This window comes from Herbiconiux sp. VKM Ac-1786, from assembly GCF_015350805.1.
Lineage (GTDB): Bacteria > Actinomycetota > Actinomycetes > Actinomycetales > Microbacteriaceae > Herbiconiux.
Genome location: NZ_JADKSG010000001.1, coordinates 191,322 through 206,900 on the forward strand (window position 1 = coordinate 191,322; position 15,579 = coordinate 206,900).

At 70.0% G+C, this 15,579-nt stretch carries 18 protein-coding genes and 1 tRNA gene; 6 read left to right on the forward strand and 13 right to left on the reverse strand.

Annotation, left to right across the window (positions count from 1 at the left end; genetic code table 11):
• Window positions 1–2: 2 nt before the first annotated feature.
• Complete coding sequence (gene rplS / locus ITJ64_RS00895) at window positions 3–350, reverse strand: 50S ribosomal protein L19 (RefSeq protein WP_194678889.1); 348 nt, start codon at window positions 348–350, stop codon at window positions 3–5.
• Between the two features lie 156 nt (window positions 351–506).
• Window positions 507–1,028, reverse strand: a complete 522-nt coding sequence (locus ITJ64_RS00900) for a hypothetical protein (protein ID WP_194678890.1) — start codon at window positions 1,026–1,028, stop codon at window positions 507–509.
• 88 nt (window positions 1,029–1,116) lie between these two features.
• On the opposite strand from ITJ64_RS00900, the gene map reads away from it, so the two are divergent.
• Window positions 1,117–1,887 carry a type I methionyl aminopeptidase gene (map, locus tag ITJ64_RS00905; RefSeq protein ID WP_194678891.1) on the forward strand — a complete coding sequence of 257 codons (771 nt, stop codon included), beginning with the start codon at window positions 1,117–1,119 and terminating at the stop codon, window positions 1,885–1,887.
• Between the two features lie 44 nt (window positions 1,888–1,931).
• Here the strand turns inward: map and trmD are convergent, their stop codons facing one another.
• From trmD to rpsP, 4 genes are all read right to left on the reverse strand, one after another.
• Entirely contained in the window at window positions 1,932–2,642 is a 711-nt protein-coding gene (gene trmD / locus ITJ64_RS00910; protein ID WP_194678892.1) for a tRNA (guanosine(37)-N1)-methyltransferase TrmD, read from the reverse strand.
• 81 nt (window positions 2,643–2,723) lie between these two features.
• A complete protein-coding gene (gene rimM, locus ITJ64_RS00915; protein ID WP_194680666.1) occupies window positions 2,724–3,311 on the reverse strand; it encodes a ribosome maturation factor RimM in 588 nt (195 codons plus the stop codon).
• Entirely contained in the window at window positions 3,304–3,540 is a 237-nt protein-coding gene (locus ITJ64_RS00920) for an RNA-binding protein (RefSeq protein WP_173183736.1), read from the reverse strand. Before ITJ64_RS00920 ends, rimM begins: the two co-directional genes overlap by 8 nt.
• 2 nt (window positions 3,541–3,542) lie before the next feature.
• Window positions 3,543–4,010, reverse strand: coding sequence for a 30S ribosomal protein S16 (gene rpsP, locus ITJ64_RS00925; protein WP_194678893.1), 468 nt, complete (start codon window positions 4,008–4,010; stop codon window positions 3,543–3,545).
• Window positions 4,011–4,187: 177 nt separating this feature from the next.
• Here rpsP and ITJ64_RS00930 point away from each other — a divergent pair, with 177 nt between their 5' ends.
• On the forward strand, window positions 4,188–5,321 hold the full coding sequence (locus ITJ64_RS00930; RefSeq protein WP_194678894.1) for a glutamate--cysteine ligase: 1,134 nt from the start codon (window positions 4,188–4,190) through the stop codon (window positions 5,319–5,321).
• Window positions 5,322–5,406: 85 nt separating this feature from the next.
• Here the strand turns inward: ITJ64_RS00930 and ITJ64_RS00935 are convergent, their stop codons facing one another.
• Both ITJ64_RS00935 and ffh read right to left on the reverse strand, forming a co-directional pair.
• A complete protein-coding gene (locus ITJ64_RS00935; protein WP_194678895.1) occupies window positions 5,407–6,216 on the reverse strand; it encodes an LLM class F420-dependent oxidoreductase in 810 nt (269 codons plus the stop codon).
• Between the two features lie 64 nt (window positions 6,217–6,280).
• Window positions 6,281–7,858 (reverse strand): signal recognition particle protein, encoded by a 1,578-nt coding sequence (gene ffh, locus ITJ64_RS00940; RefSeq protein ID WP_194678896.1) that lies wholly within the window; start codon window positions 7,856–7,858, stop codon window positions 6,281–6,283.
• Window positions 7,859–7,988: 130 nt separating this feature from the next.
• Between ffh and ITJ64_RS00945 the strand changes: the two genes are divergently transcribed.
• From ITJ64_RS00945 to ITJ64_RS00955, 3 genes are all read left to right on the forward strand, one after another.
• On the forward strand, window positions 7,989–9,362 hold the full coding sequence (locus tag ITJ64_RS00945; protein ID WP_194678897.1) for an MFS transporter: 1,374 nt from the start codon (window positions 7,989–7,991) through the stop codon (window positions 9,360–9,362).
• Window positions 9,363–9,423: 61 nt separating this feature from the next.
• Window positions 9,424–10,311 carry an LLM class flavin-dependent oxidoreductase gene (locus tag ITJ64_RS00950; protein ID WP_194678898.1) on the forward strand — a complete coding sequence of 296 codons (888 nt, stop codon included), beginning with the start codon at window positions 9,424–9,426 and terminating at the stop codon, window positions 10,309–10,311.
• 9 nt (window positions 10,312–10,320) lie between these two features.
• Entirely contained in the window at window positions 10,321–11,148 is an 828-nt protein-coding gene (locus tag ITJ64_RS00955) for an alpha/beta fold hydrolase (RefSeq protein WP_194678899.1), read from the forward strand.
• A gap of 61 nt (window positions 11,149–11,209) precedes the next feature.
• On the opposite strand, the gene ftsY is transcribed toward ITJ64_RS00955, so the two are convergent.
• From ftsY to ITJ64_RS00980, 5 genes are all read right to left on the reverse strand, one after another.
• Window positions 11,210–12,085 (reverse strand): signal recognition particle-docking protein FtsY, encoded by an 876-nt coding sequence (ftsY, locus tag ITJ64_RS00960; protein WP_173183717.1) that lies wholly within the window; start codon window positions 12,083–12,085, stop codon window positions 11,210–11,212.
• Complete coding sequence (locus ITJ64_RS00965) at window positions 12,078–12,350, reverse strand: mycoredoxin (protein ID WP_179547774.1); 273 nt, start codon at window positions 12,348–12,350, stop codon at window positions 12,078–12,080. Before ITJ64_RS00965 ends, ftsY begins: the two co-directional genes overlap by 8 nt.
• A 27-nt stretch (window positions 12,351–12,377) precedes the next feature.
• Entirely contained in the window at window positions 12,378–13,355 is a 978-nt protein-coding gene (locus ITJ64_RS00970; RefSeq protein ID WP_194678900.1) for a ribose-phosphate diphosphokinase, read from the reverse strand.
• Entirely contained in the window at window positions 13,356–14,828 is a 1,473-nt protein-coding gene (gene glmU, locus ITJ64_RS00975; RefSeq protein ID WP_194680667.1) for a bifunctional UDP-N-acetylglucosamine diphosphorylase/glucosamine-1-phosphate N-acetyltransferase GlmU, read from the reverse strand.
• A 64-nt stretch (window positions 14,829–14,892) separates the two neighbouring features.
• Window positions 14,893–14,964: transfer RNA gene (locus ITJ64_RS00980), tRNA-Gln, on the reverse strand.
• An 83-nt stretch (window positions 14,965–15,047) separates the two neighbouring features.
• On the opposite strand from ITJ64_RS00980, the gene ITJ64_RS00985 reads away from it, so the two are divergent.
• Window positions 15,048–15,548, forward strand: a complete 501-nt coding sequence (locus tag ITJ64_RS00985; RefSeq protein WP_194678901.1) for a MarR family winged helix-turn-helix transcriptional regulator — start codon at window positions 15,048–15,050, stop codon at window positions 15,546–15,548.
• The last annotated feature ends 31 nt before the right edge of the window (window positions 15,549–15,579 follow it).

Sequence of the window (15,579 nt, forward strand, 5' to 3'; positions counted from 1 at the left end):
GCTTACGCGAAGCGCTTCTCCTTGATCTTGGCCTTCTTGCCCCGCAGGTTGCGCAGGTAGTACAGCTTGGCGCGACGCACGTCACCGCGGGTGACGATCTCGATGTGGTCGATCACAGGGGAGTGCACGGGGAAGGTGCGCTCGACGCCCACCTGGAAGCTGACCTTGCGGACGGTGAAGGTCTCACGGACGCCCTCGTTCTTGCGGGCGATGACGACGCCCTGGAAGACCTGGATACGCGAGCGCGTGCCTTCGATGATGTTCACGTGCACCTTGACGGTGTCGCCGGCACGGAAGTCGGGGATGTCGCTCTTCAGCGACGCTGCATCGACTGAGTCGAGGATGTGCATGATGTGTTCGCAATCTGTACCCGCCACAGGTCGACTACGGCTTCGGTGTCAGTAGAAGATGTTGTGCCCGATAGTTGCTGGCTCCCCTGTGGCAGAGCCGGGCCGCGGCACAAGGGTCCATTGTGTCACAGACGCGCGGATGCACGCAAAGCGCGGTCAGCCGCGGGGCGACGATCCTCGCTCGGACGTCTCGATCACGATGTACTCCCCGTCGACGCGGGGTGCCCGCACGGCACCCGGAGCGGACGGGGTGCGCGGCATCTGCGCCCGCGCGGCCTGCGCCTCGAAACCGGCGAGCGTCGCCTTGACGCGCTTGCGGGTCTCGACCACGAGCTCGACGATGCCGACCCAGAACAGGGCGATCAGCGCCACCACGGCGAGGGTGCCGAGGAGGGCGGTGAACTCCGTGAAGAAGCCGACCGAGATGACGAGGCCGTGCAGCACGGTGAGCAGCAGCACGTCGAGCCACGAGACCGCCTTCGCGGCCCGCACCTCCTTGCGCGCCGAAGTGATGCCGGCGACGGCGAGCATGCCGACGGTGAGCATCATCACGCCCACGATCAGCCCGAGGATCTGCCAGCCGGTGGCGGCGAAGACGCCCCAGCCGACCAGGATCCACGCGGGGAGGATCACCGCAGCGGGGAACTGCCAGTAGAAGAAGGCCCGTCGGATGAACACGTCTCCAGAGTATGCAGGCTCTCCGGATGTTCGCTGTGATCCCGGTGGGTAGGGTCTTATAGACACCGCCCCATCGGAAGGACCCCGCATGATCGAGCTCAAGACCCCCGCCGAGATCGAGCAGATGCGGCCCGCGGGCGTGTTCGTCGCCGAGGTGCTGACCGAGGTCGCCAAGCGGGCCACCGTCGGCACCAACCTCCTGAAGCTCGACCAGATCGCGCACGAGATGATCACGGCGCGGGGCGCCGAGAGCTGCTACATCGACTACCACCCTTCCTTCGGCGCCTCGCCGTTCGGCAAGGTGCTCTGCACGAGCGTCAACGACGCGGTGCTGCACGGGCTCCCCCACGACTACGCGCTGCGCGACGGCGACCTCCTGACCCTCGACTTCGCCGCCTCGGTGAACGGCTGGGTCTCCGACTCGGCGCTGTCGTTCGTGGTGGGCGCGCCGAAGTCGGCGGCCGACACCACGCTGATCGAGGTCACCACCGCCGCCCTCGCCGCCGGCATCGCCGAGGCGAAGCCCGGCAACCGCCTCGGCGACATCTCGGCGGCGATCGGCGCGGTCGCCACGGCGGCCGGCTACGGCGTGAACACCGATTTCGGCGGGCACGGCGTCGGCCGCACCATGCACGGCGACCCGCACGTGCCGAACCAGGGCCGCGCCGGTCGCGGGCTGCCGCTGCGCGCCGGCCTCGTGATCGCGATCGAGCCGTGGTTCCTCGAGACGACCGACAAGATCTACACCGACAAGGACGGCTGGACCCTCCGCTCGGCCGACGGCTCGAACGGCGCCCACATGGAGCACACGGTGGCGATCACCGAGGACGGCCCGCTCGTGCTCACCGCCCGGAGCTAGCGCGGGCGCGCATCCGTCGCCGCCTCACGACGCCCCGGCGGCGGCTACTCGGGCGGCAGCAGGTCGGGCGGCAGCAGGTCGGGCCGCACCCGTCGCGTGCGCTCGAGCTGCTGCTCGCGGCGCCACGTGTCGACCGCCTTGTGGTTGCCGCTCATCAGCACCGGCGGCACGTCGAGGCCGCGCCACGAGGCCGGCTTGGTGTAGCTCGGGTACTCCAGCAGCCCGTCCTCGTGCGACTCCTCGACGAGGCTCTCGGGGTTGCCGACGACACCGGGGATGAGCCGGCCGATGGCCTCGATCATCGCCATCACGGCGACCTCTCCCCCGTTCAGCACGTAGTCGCCGATCGAGACGAGTCGCACCTCGGCACGGGTCGCGGCGTGGTCGAACACGCGCTGGTCGATGCCCTCGTAGCGGCCGCAGCCGAACACGAGGTGCTCGCGGCCGGCCAGCTCGCGGGCCATCGCCTGCGTGAACACGGTGCCGGCGGGCGAGGGGAAGATCACGACGGGCCGGGCGTCCGGATGCTCGGGCAGCACCTCGTCGAGGGCCTCACCCCAGGGCTCCGGCTTCATGACCATGCCCGCGCCGCCGCCGTAGGGCGTGTCGTCGACCGTGCGGTGACGGTCGTGGGTGAAGTCGCGCAGGTTGTGCGGCACGACCTCGAGGATGCCCGTGCGACGCGCCTTGCCGAGCAGCGAGATGTCGAGCACGTCGAAGAACTCGGGGAAGATCGTGACGACGTCGATGCGCATCCCCTAAGCCTAGGCGGGCGGACATCGCCACGAACGACGAGGACCGACACCGCATGCGGGTCGGTCCTCGTGTGGCGTGCGTTACTCCGCGTCGGACGCGGGTGGCGCCGGCTCGTCGTCGTCGGGCAGCTCCTCGAAGAGCCCCGTCGGCGGCGTGACGGTGACCACACCCGCGGCGAGGTCGACCGACGGCACGATCGCCTTGACGAACGGCACCATGACCTCGGTGCCCTCGTTCGTCTTGACGATCAGCAGGTCTTGCGCCGGCATGTGCTCGACGAGCTTGACGGTGCCGACCTGCTCACCGTCGCGCTCGACGCGGAGGCCGACCAGCTGGTGGTCGTACCAGGCGTCGGGCTCGGTCGAGACTGCGTCGGCCTCGTCGAGGTCGATCCAGAGGATCGCCTTGACGAGGCCCTCGGCGGCCGTGCGATCCGAAACGCCCTTGAAGAAGCCCACCGGATGCCCGTTGTACATGCGCAGCTCAGCGAGCTCGAGGGTCTCACCGTGCCAGGGCGAGGACGTGGGCACCTGGAGGGTGAACACCGCGCCCGGAACGAAACGTCGTTCCGGGTCGTCGGTGAACAGCTCCAGCTTGATCGCGCCCTTCAGCCCATGGGCCTTGGTGAGACGACCGACCCGCAGTTGCGTCTTGTTGTTCTCAGTAATCGGTGTCCACCACGTCTACACGAACGCGCCGGCCATCGGCCAGAGCGGTGACGAGGGTGCGCAGCGCCTTGGCGGTGCGACCGGAACGGCCGATCACGCGGCCGAGGTCATCGGGGTTCACACGAACCTCGAGGACCTCGCCGCGCGGTGAGCTCTTCGTGATGACCCGGACGTCGCCCGGGTTGTCGACGATCCCCTTGACGAGGTGCTCGAGAGCGGGAGCGAGCAAGGTCAGGCCTTGTCCGCGGCGTCTTCGGCGGCCTCGACGGCAGCCTCGTTGGCCTCGGTGTCGGTCGCGGCAGCGGCCTCGGCGTCAGCAGCGGCCTCGGCCTCGACGGCCTTGGGCTCGGCGGCCTTCGGCTTCAGGACGGGCTTCTTCTTCTCGTCGACGACGAAGGCCTCCTTCTCGCCCTTGACGCGCACGGTCGAGACCGCGTCCTTGTCGCCCTTGAACTTGCCCCAGTCGCCGGTGAGCTTCAGCAGCGCGGCCACCTGCTCGGTGGGCTGGGCGCCGACGCCGAGCCAGTACTGGGCACGCTCGGAGTCGACCTTGATGACCGAGGGCTCCTCGGTCGGGTGGTACAGACCGATCTCCTCGATGACGCGACCGTCGCGCTTGGTGCGCGAGTCGGCGACGACGATGCGGTAGTACGGCGCACGGATCTTGCCGAGACGCTTCAGACGGATTTTGACAGCCACAATTCTCCTGTGTGATCTATGAGGTGGGCGAACTGGGGGCCGTGAGCGTGGGGGCACACTCGGCACAAGCTCTGAGGGAATCCACTCCGCCTGATTAGAGGGTCGGGCGGGGGCAGACTCGACTGGCTATTCTGACAGAGATTGCTCCCAAAGCGGTAATTCTGGAAAGGCCCCTGCATGGAGATCTCCTTCGCCCCCTCGGAGCGCTCGACCCTCGGCATCGAATGGGAGGTCGCGCTCGTCGAGCAGAGCTCGGGAGATCTGGTGTCGGTGGCGGCCGATGTGCTCGACGCGCTCCGGCAGGACGACGGCTCCGAGCATCCGCGGATCACCGGCGAACTGCTGCTCAACACGGTCGAGCTCGTCAGCGGGGTGCACCACCGGGTGGCGGATGCGGTGGACGATCTGCAGGGCCAGCTCGCCGAGGTGCGGGCCATCACCGACCCCCTCGACGTCGAGGTGATGTGCGCCGGCTCGCACCCCTTCGGGCAGTGGTTCGACCAGACCGTCACCGACAAGGAGCGCTACCACAAGCTGATCGACCGCACCCAGTGGTGGGGGCGCAACATGATGATCTGGGGCATCCACGTGCACGTCGGCATCGACGACCGCGAGAAGGCGCTGCCGATCGTGAACTCGCTGCTGAACTACTACCCCCACCTGCAGGCCCTCAGCGCCTCGAGCCCGTTCTGGGGCGGGGTGAACACAGGATACGCCTCGAACCGGGCGCTGATGTTCCAGCAGCTGCCGACCGCGGGCCTGCCCTACCAGTTCGGCGCCTGGGCGAACTACGAGGAGTACGTCGACGACCTGCTGCGCACGGGCGTGATCAGCGACCACACGGAGGTGCGCTGGGACATCCGGCCGAGCCCGCAGTGGGGCACGGTCGAGATGCGCGCCTGCGACGGCCTGTCGAGCCCCGAGGAGATCGGGGCGGTGGCGGCGCTCATCCAGTGCCTCGTCGACGACATGTCGGCCCGCCTGGACGCCGGCGAGGAGCTGCCGACGATGCAGCCCTGGTACGTGCGCGAGAACAAGTGGCGGGCCGCCCGCTACGGCATGGACGCCGAGATCATCCTGAACTCCGCGGGCGACGAGCAGCTGGTGACGGATGCGGTGGCCGGCGAGCTCGTTCGCCTCGCCCCGGTCGCCGAGCGGCTGGGCTGCGCGGTCGAGCTCGACCAGGTGAACCTGATCCTCGAGCACGGCGCGAGCTATCAGCGGCAGCTGCGGATCGCCGAGGCGAACGGGGGGAGCCTGAAGGCGGTCGTGGCATCGCTCACGCGGGAGCTGCGGCACGGGCTCGCCTGAGCATCCGCTCGCCCGCCCGCGCGCCGGCCGGCCCGCCCGCTCGGCCGCCCGCCCGCGCGGCCGCCCGCCCGCTCGCCCACTTGCGCTAGGTCGTGACCGAGTCGCGCCAGGCCACGAGGTCGCGCACGCCCTGCATGTCGAGCTCGGGCGCCGTGATGCCGAGGGTGAAGAGCGTGACGCCGAGCTCGAGCTGCCGGTCCATGTCGGGCAGGCCGTCGCCGCGGGCGCCGCGCGTACCCACCGAGATCTCGATCTCGGACATCGGGCGGTCGACCTTCTCGCACCATTCGCCGAGGATGCCGAGCTTGCGCTCCAGCGTCTCGGTGTCGGCGAAGGAGTGCCAGATGTCGGCGTGCTGGGCCACGATGCGGAGGGTCTTCTTCTCTCCGCCGCCGCCGATCAGCACCGGGATGTCGCGGGTGGGCGCCGGGTTGAGCTTCGCCCAGCGCGACTCGATGCGGGGCAGGGCTTCGGCGAGGGCATCCAGTCGCTGACCGGCCGTGCCGAACTCGTAGCCGTACTCGTCGTAGTCACGCTCGAACCAGCCCGAGCCGATGCCGAAGATCAGCCGGCCCGTGTCGCCGTCATGGGCGCTGATGTGGTCGACCGTGCGGGCCATGTCGGCCAGCAGGTCGGGGTTGCGGTAGCTGTTGCAGGTGACCAGCGGGCCGAACTCGATGCGGGACGTCTGCTCGGCCCAGGCGGCGAGCATGGTCCAGCCCTCGAAGTGCAGGCCGTCGGGCTCGCCGGAGAGCGGGTAGAAGTGGTCCCAGTTGAAGGCGATGTCGACGCCGAGGTCTTCGAGCTCGGCGAGGGTGTCGCGGATGGTCGCGTAGGAGGCGTGCTGGGGAGCGATCTGCACGCCGACGCGCACAGGGCGGGAGGTGGTCGTCATGGTGCCAGCATAGGCACGCTGAGGCCGCCTGGCGCCTAGCCGCTCACCGACCGCGAGGCTCCGACTAGCGCAGGAAGCGCTGCAGGGCCTCGAGCTCCTCGGGGCTCGGGTTCTGGCCGCCCGCCGGGGCCTTGGCGCCGAGGCCGAAACCGGCACCGCCGCCCGAGCCCGCCGCGATCGCCGGCTTCTCACCCGAGGCGCGCGCCGCGTTCTCGGCCGCCCGCTTCGCGGGGTTGCCCGAGCGCGATCCGCTCTTCTTCTTGGCCTGCGGCTTGCCGCGCCCGCCGCCGAAGCCGGCACCCGGGATCGGGCCCATGCCGGGCACGTTCGGCACGCCGCCCTTCGCGACCGTCTTCATCATCTTCGAGGCCTGCTCGAAGCGCTGCACGAGCTGGTTCACGTCGGTGACGGTCATGCCGGAACCGCGCGCGATGCGCAGGCGCCGCGAACCGTTCAGGAGCTTCGGGTTGGTGCGCTCGGCCTTCGTCATCGACTGGATGATCGCCTCGGTGCGCACGATCTCCTTCTCGTCGAAGTTGTCGAGCTGCTCCTTCAGGCCGCCGGCGCCGGGCAGCATGCTCATCATCTTCTTGATGGAGCCGACGTTGCGCAGCTGCTGCATCTGCTTCAGGAAGTCGTCGAGCGTGAAGCTGTCGGTCGCGAACTTCTCGGCGACCTTGCGGGCCTCCTCCTCGTCGAAGGCGCCCTGCGCCTGCTCGATCAGGGAGAGGATGTCACCGAGATCCAGGATGCGCGAGGCCATCCGGTCGGGGTAGAAGGGCTCGAAGGCGTCGAGCGTCTCGCCGGTCGAGGCGAAGATGATGGGGCGTCCCGTGACCGACGCCACGGACAGCGCGGCACCGCCTCGGGCGTCGCCGTCGAGCTTGGTCAGCACGACACCGGTGAAGTCGACGCCCTCCTGGAACGCGCGGGCGGTGGCCACCGCGTCCTGACCGATCATCGCGTCGATGACGAACAGCACCTCGTCGGGGTCGACGGCCTTGCGGATGTCGGCCGCCTGCTTCATCATCTCGGCGTCGACGCCGAGGCGGCCGGCCGTGTCGATGATGACCGTGTCGTACTGCTTGTCGATCGCGTACTTGATCGAGTCCTTCGCCACGCGCACCGGGTTGCCGACGCCGTTGCCGGGCTCGGGGGCGTAGACCGGCACGCCGGCCTGGCCGCCGACGATCTGCAGCTGGTTCACCGCGTTGGGGCGCTGGAGGTCGGCCGCGACGAGGATCGGGGTGTGGTTCTCCTTGGCGAGCCAGCGCGCGAGCTTGCCGGCGAGGGTCGTCTTACCGGCACCCTGGAGGCCGGCGAGCATGATCACGGTCGGCGGCTTCTTCGCGAACTCGAGCCGGCGCTGCTGCCCGCCGAGGATCTGCACGAGCTCCTCGTTGACGATCTGCACGACCTGCTGGGCCGGGTTCAGGGCGCGGTTGACCTCGTCGCCGAGGGCGCGCTCGCGAACCTTGCCGGTGAACTCCTTGACGACCTCGAGCGCGACGTCGGCGTCGAGCAGGGCACGGCGGATCTCGCGCACCGTGCTGTCGACGTCGGCCGGGCTCAGCTTGCCCTTCGTGCGGAGGTTCTTGAAGGTTTCGGCGAGCCTGTCCGAGAGATTTCCAAAAGTAGCCATCGTGCGCCTAGTTTAACCGTTCCGCGGGCCGGCCGAGGCGCGCTCACGGCGAACGCCGCCCGGCGCCGTTCCCAGCCGGTCTGCAACTCGTTAACGTAAAGTAAACAGTTGGCCGGAAGGGGGTGCACGCATGAGTGCGATGTTCCGATCCCTCGCCAGCATCGACTACCGCATCTGGTTCGCCGGCGCCCTCGTCTCCAACGTCGGCACCTGGATGCAGCGCACCGCCCAGGACTGGATCGTCCTCACCGAGCTCAGCGACCACGACGCCGTGGCGCTCGGCATCACGACCGCGCTGCAGTTCCTCCCCCAGCTGCTGCTGGTGCCCTTCTCAGGGCTCATCGCCGACCGGCTCGACCGGCGCCGCACGCTGATGGTGACGCAGCTCGCCATGGGTCTGCTCGGCGCGGGGCTCGGCGTCATCGTGCTGGCCGGGCTCGCCCAGCTCTGGATCGTCTACCTCTTCGCCCTGCTGCTCGGCGTCGCCGCCGCGGTCGACGCCCCGGTGCGCCAGACCTTCGTCTCTGATCTCGTGGCCGGGCCGAACCTCGGCAACGCGGTCGCCCTCAACTCGGCCTCGTTCAACGCCGCCCGCACGATCGGGCCGGCCGTCGCGGGCCTGCTCGTCGCCGGGATCGGGGCGGGCTGGGTGTTCCTCCTCAACGCCGTCACGTTCGCGGCCGTGCTGGCGTCGCTCGTCGCGATCCGCCGCGACCGGCTGGTGCAGCAGCCGCGGGCGCCCCGGGCGAAGGGGCAGCTGCTCGAGGGCTTCCGCTACGTCCGCCGCCGGCCCGACCTGCTGATCGTGTTCGCGGTGGTGTTCATCATGGGCACCTTCGGCTTCAACTACCAGATCTTCACCTCGACCATGGCGACCGTCACCTTCGGCCTGGACTCGGCGGGCTTCGGCATCCTGACCTCGGTGATGGCCGTCGGATCGGTGGCCGGGGCGCTGCTCTCGGCGAGCCGGGACAAGCCGCGGGTGCGACTGGTGTTCCTGTCGTGCGGGCTGTTCGCGGTGGCGGCGCTGGCCGCGGCGCTGGCGCCCTCGCTCGTGACGTTCGCCGCGGCCATCGTGCTGATCGGGTTCGCCGGGCAGGTGATGATCACGACCGCCAACGGCACCGTGCAGACGAGCACCGATCCGCTGATGCGCGGGCGGGTGATGGCGCTGTACATGGCGATCCTGATGGGCGGGACGCCGATCGGGGCTCCGCTGATCGGGGCCGTCGCCAACACGCTCGGGCCGCGGTGGGGGCTCGGGGTCGCCGCCGCCGCGGGGTTCGCGGCCTTCGCCGCCGGGGTGGTGTGGCTGGCGGTGTACCGCCGGGCGCGCATCCGTCGCACCGGGCACGGGCTGGGCGCACGGCTGCAGCTGGTCTACGGGGAGGGCGACCGGATGGCCGGGGCCGTCACCGCGACCGGGTCGTTCCAGGCGGTCAGGCCGCGCGCGGAGCTGGCCGAGGATCTGTCGCTCGACGAGGCGGACGCGCGGCGGGGCTGAGTCTGTTCTTTCTCTCGTAGTTCGTCTTTTCGTTGTCGGGGGCCTCTGCTTGAGTGGACGCATGCGCCACTCCATCGTCATCCTGCCCCAGTACCCCTGGCCCGAGATGCGGCGGCGCTGGCAGCTCGCGGAGGAGCTGGGCTTCGACAGCGCCTACACCTACGACCACCTCTCGTGGCGGTCGCTCGCCGACGAGCCCTGGGGTGCCACGGTGCCGACGCTCGCGGCGGCCACGCTGGCGACGTCGCGCATCCGGCTGGGCACCTTCGTGGCGTCGCCGAACTACCGGCACCCCGTGCCGTTCGCGAAGGAGCTGGCCGCTCTCGACGAGCTGTCGGGCGGGCGGATGACCTTGGGTCTCGGCTCGGGAGGCACGGGTTTCGACGCCACCGTGCTCGGCGCCGAGGTGCTGCCGCCGCGGGCGAGGCACGATCGCTTCGCGGAGTTCGTGGCGCTGCTCGACGAGCTGCTGCGCTTCGAGCAGCGCGGGTCGGGCGGCATCTCGTCGTCGGGGTCGTTCTACACGGCTCAGGATGCGCGGATGGTCGGTGCGCCGTCGCAGACGCCGCGCGTGCCGTTCCTGATCGGCGGCAACGGGCCGAAGGGGCTCGCGCTGGTGGCGCGGTACGGGGAGGGCTGGGTGACGACCGGGCGCGACGGCGCCACGGGTTCGGCGTGGTGGGATGCGGTGGCCGAGCAGTGCGCGCGGCTCGACGACGCGCTCTCGGCCGCGGGGCGCTCGCCGTCCTCCCTCTCGCGGCACCTCTCGCTCGACAGCGGCGGAACGTACTCGCTCGAGAGCGTCGACGCCTTCGAGGAGCTGTCGGGGCGGGCCGCCTCGCTCGGGTTCACCGACGTCGTGAGCCACTGGCCGCGGGAGTCGGGCATCTACGCCGGGCGCGAGGAGGTGCTGCTCGAGGTGGCCTCGCGCTTCGGCGCCCACGGGTAGCGTGGAGGGGTGGAGTTCGCGACCAATCCCCATGACGGCGTCCGCATCGCGTATCGGCACCAGGCTCCGACCGCCGCGCATCCGTCTGTCGGCGACGGGTCGGCGCCCGTGCCTCTCGTGCTCGTGCACGGCACCGCGCTCTCGCAGGCGATCTGGCGCGGCTTCTGGTACCTGAAGGCGTTCGCGCCGTCGCGCGCCGTCGTCACGCTCGACCTCCGCGGTCACGGCCGCAGTGACAAGCCGCACGACGCCGCCGCCTACGACATGGGCCGCTTCGTCGACGACGTGGTGGCGGTTCTCGACGCCCTCGGCATCGCCCGGGCGCACTACCTCGGCTACTCCCTCGGTGCCCGCGTCGGCTTCTCGCTCGCCGCCACCCACCCCGACCGTCTGGCGAGCTTCATCAGCGTGGCGGGCGCGCCCGGCACCGGCGCCGGCACCTTCGACCGGGTCTTCTTCGAGGGCAGCATCGATGCGCTCGAGCGCGGCGGCATGGAGGGCTTCCTCGCCGAATGGCAGCGCACCACCGGCAGCCCCGTCGACCCGATCACCCGCACGGCCTTCCTGGCGAACGACGCCCCGGCCCTCGCAGCCTACATGCGCGAGACCGAGCGCCAGGCGACCGTGCCCGACGACCTGATCGCCCGCTTCCCGATGCCGCTCCTCCTGCTGGCCGGCACCCGCGACCGCCCCCGCCTCCGGGCGGCCGAGCACGTGCAGGCGGCCCTCCCCACGGCCGAGCTCACGATCCTCGACGGCGCCACCCACGCCGACACCCCCCGCCACCCGGGCGCCCTCCCGGCCATCCAGGCCTTCCTCGACCGCCACCCCGCCTGACCGGCGCGACCGCGCGGACTAACGACCGGCCCGAGCGGCGAGCCAGCAAACCAGCGCGGACCTAGCCGACGAGGTTCTGCGCGAAGACGTGGGGCGTGAAGCCCGTGAGGTCGTTGATGCCCTCGCCCTGGCCGATCAGCTTGATCGGGATGCCCGTCTTCTCCTGCACGGCCAGCACGAAGCCCGCCTTCGCGGAGCCGTCGAGCTTCGTGATGACGAGGCCGGTGACGCCCGCGTGCTGGATGAACGCATCGGCTTGAGCGAGACCGTTCTGCCCGGTGGTCGCGTCGAGCACGAGCAGCACCTCGGAGACCGGCGCCTGCTTCTCGATGACGCGGCGGATCTTGCCGAGCTCATCCATCAGACCGCCCTTGGTCTGCAGCCGGCCCGCGGTGTCGATGATGACGATCTCGGTGCCGTTCGCCTTGGCCTTCTCGATGGTCTGGAAGGCGACCGACGCCGGGTCCTGCCCCTCGTGCTGCGGGCGCACGATGTCGGCCCCGGCGCGCTCGGCCCAGGTCGCGAGCTGCTCGACGGCGGCGGCGCGGAAGGTGTCCGCTGCTCCGACCACGACGGTGCGCTGGTAGGTCTTGAGGAACCGGGCGAACTTGCCGATGGTCGTGGTCTTGCCGACGCCGTTGACGCCGACCACGAGCACGACGGCCGGACGTTCGGTGAGCTTCAGGGTCGGGTCGTACTTGGAGAGGCGTTCCTCCATGGTCTCGCGGAGCATCCGCTGCAGGTCACGTGGGTCGGTGGTGTTGTAGCGCTGCACGTTGGCGCGCAGTTCGTCGACGACCTGCTCGGTGACGGTCGGGCCGAAGTCGGCCTTCAGGAGCGCGGTCTCGAGGTCGTCCCAGGTCTCGTCGTCGATGGTGCGCTTCTGGAACATCCCGCGCAGGGCGCCCGAGAGCGACCAGGGTGTGCGATCAGCCAATGCGCTCGGACACCTCGCGCGCCGACGGGTTGGTGGCCGTCGAGCCGTCGGGGAAGATCAGCGTCGGAACCGTCTGGTTGCCGCCGTTCACCGAGGCGACCAGCTCGGCCGTGCCGTCGACCTCCTCGATGTTCACCTCGGTGTAGGCGATGCCCTGCGCGTCGAGCTGGCTCTTCAGGCGCTTGCAGTACCCGCACCAACCGGTGGAGAACATGGTGACGGAGCCCGCGGCGGGCGTGTAGGTGTCGATCGAGGCGATGCTCATGGCATCAGTTTAAGCCCGGCCGAGGGCTCAGGCGTCGCCGTCGAACATCGTGGTGACCGAGCCGTCGGAGAACACCTCGCTGATGGCCCGCGCGATCAGCGGGGCTATCGGCAGGATGGTCAGCCTGTCCCAGTGCTTCTCGACCGGGATCGGCAGGGTGTCGGTGACGACGACCTGGTCGATGAACTCCGACTGCAGGATGGTCGAGGCCGGGTCGCTGAACACGGCGTGCGTCGCCGCGACGACCACGCCGGTGGCGCCGTTCGCCTTGAGCGCCTCGGCGGCGGCCACGATGGTGCGGCCGGTGTCGATTAGGTCGTCGACCAGCAGGCAGACGCGGCCGGCCACGTCGCCCACGATCTCGTGCACGCTGACCTGGTTCGGCACGCGCGGGTCGCGGCGCTTGTGGATGATCGCGAGGGGGACGCCGAGCTTGTCGCTCCAGATGTCGGCCACGCGCACGCGGCCCATGTCGGGGCTGACCACGGTGAGGGTCGACGGGTCGAGCACCTTCCGCATGTGCTCCATCAGCACGGGCATGGCGAACAGGTGGTCGACGGGGCCGTCGAAGAAGCCCTGGATCTGCGCGGCGTGCAGGTCGACCGACATGATGCGGTCGGCGCCGGCGGCCTTGAACAGGTCGGCCACGAGACGGGCCGAGATCGGCTCGCGCCCACGTCCCTTCTTGTCCTGGCGGGCGTAGGGGTAGAACGGCGCGACCACGGTGATGCGCTTGGCGGATGCCCGCTTCAACGCGTCGACCATGATGAGCTGCTCCATCAGCCACTCGTTGATCGGAGCCGTGTGCGACTGGATGACGAACGCATCCGCCCCTCGCACGCTCTCGCCGTAGCGGATGTACAGCTCGCCGTTGGCGAAGGTGCGGGCCTCGGTGTCGACGAGGGTGGTGTCGAGTTCGGCCGCGATGTCCTCGGCCAGTTGCGGATGAGCTCGCCCTGAGACGACGAGGAGGGACTTCTCTCCGCTGGCCTTGATTCCGGACACCTATTCTCCGCTCGTTCGCGTTGGGGTCTGCGTCGTGGTCTCGCCGTCGCCGTCGTGGGCCCGGGCCGCTGCTTGCGCCGCCGCCGTGCCCGCCCGGTTCTGCTCGACCCAGCCGGCCATGTTCCTCTGAGGCGCCACGTTTATCGCGAGCGAGCCGGCCGGCACGTCCTTGCGGACGACCGTTCCGGCACCCGTGTAGGCGCCGTCACCAATCCTAACCGGGGCGACGAAGACGTTGTGCGACCCGGTGCGAACGTGCGACCCCACCTGGGTGCGGCTCTTGTTCACGCCGTCGTAGTTCGCGGTGATCGTGCCCGCACCGACGTTCGACTCGACGCCGACCTCGGTGTCGCCGATGTACGACAGGTGCGGCACCTTCGAGCCCTGCCCGATGTGCGAATTCTTGGTCTCGACGAAGGTGCCGATCTTGCCACCGGCGTCGAGCACGGTGTTCGGCCGGAGGTAGGCGAACGGTCCGACGGATGCGCCCGCCCCGATCACGCTCAGGGTCGCGTCGGTGCGCTTCACGACCGCGCCCTCGCCCACCTCGCAGTCGACGAGGGTGGTGTCGGGGCCGATCTCGGCACCACGGGCGACGCTGGTGGCACCCTTGACCTGGCTTCCCGGATGCACGGTCACATCCTCGGCCAGGCTCGCCTTCAGGTCGATCCACGTCGTCGCCGGGTCGATCACGGTGACGCCCGCGAGCTGCCAGCCCCGCACGATCAGCGCGTTCAGCTTCGCGGCCGCCTCGGAGAGCTGGGCGCGGTCGTTCACGCCGGCCACGATCCACGGCTCGGCGACGGTGACCGCGGCCACGTCGGAGCCGGCGCGGCGGAGGAGCCCGACGACGTCGGTGAGGTATTTCTCGCCCTGGGCGTTCGCCGTGGTGACCTGCGCCAGCATGTCGCGCAGCTGGGCGAGGCCGAAGACGTAGACGCCGGCGTTGATCTCGCGGAGGGCGCGCTCGGACTCGGTCGCGTCCTTCTGCTCGACGATGCGGTCGAGCATCCCGTCGGCGCTGCGGACGATTCGGCCGTAGCCGGTCGGGTCGTCGAGCTGGGCGCTCAGCAGGGTCGCGCCGGCGCCCGTACGGCGGTGCTCGGCCAGGAGGCCGGCGAGGGTGTCGGCGTCGAGCAGTGGTACGTCGCCGCTGACGACCAGCACGTCGCCGTCGAAGCCCGCGGGCAGCGCCTGGACGGCCTGCTCGACGGCGCGGCCGGTGCCGGGCACCTCGTCCTGCTCGACGACGATGGCCGACGGGAAGTGGTCCTCGATGACCTCGACGACGCGGTCGCGCTCGTGGCGCACGACGGTGAGCGTGTGGGCGGCGTCGAGCTGGCCGGCGGTGGCGAGCACGTGGCCGATCAGGGGCACGCCCGCGATCTCGTGCAGGATCTTCGGGAGGGACGACTTCATGCGCGTGCCCTGGCCTGCCGCGAGGACGATGATGGCGAGGTTCTGGTCGGGCATCTTCAGGGTCTCCTTCGTCGCAGTGCTGGAGCACGGGAATCGATCCACCGGATCGATTCACGCGCTCCGCCTCCGGGATTCGAACCCAGACCTAACAGCTCCAAAGGCTGTCGTGCTGCCATTACACCAAGGCGGACCACCGCGGTCTCCCCCGGTGCAGTAGTCCAGTCTGCCAGACGGGCCGCGTCACGCCCGGCGCGGCTTGGGGATAATGAGGGGATGAGCAGCAGGCCGACCCGGGACACCGTCGACGAGATCGTCGACGCGTGGATGCGCGAGCATCCGGATCTCGACTTCTCGCCGCTGAAGATCCTCTCGCGGGTGTCGCGGCTCGCGAAGCAGCTCGAGAAGACCCGCCGCGCCTCGTTCGCCACTGTCGACCTGGAGTCGTGGGAGTTCGACGTGCTCGCCGCCCTGCGCCGAGCGGGCAGCCCGCACGAGCTCAGCCCGAAGGCGCTGCTCGAGCAGACCTACGTCTCGAGCGGCACGATGACGAACCGCATCGACGGCATGGTCAGGCGCGGGCTGGTCGAGCGGCGCACCGACCCCAACGACGGCCGGGGGGTGCGGGTGCGGATGACCGGGGAAGGCCGTGACCGCGTCGACGGCGCCATCTCGCACCTCGTCGCGGCCGAGACCGAGCTGCTCGCGGGCCTCACGAAGGGCGACCAGGAGCGGCTGGCGGCGCTGCTGCGGCGGCTGTCGTTGGACATGGCCTGAGCGCCTGAGTCGAGGGCGATTATTCGAGCAT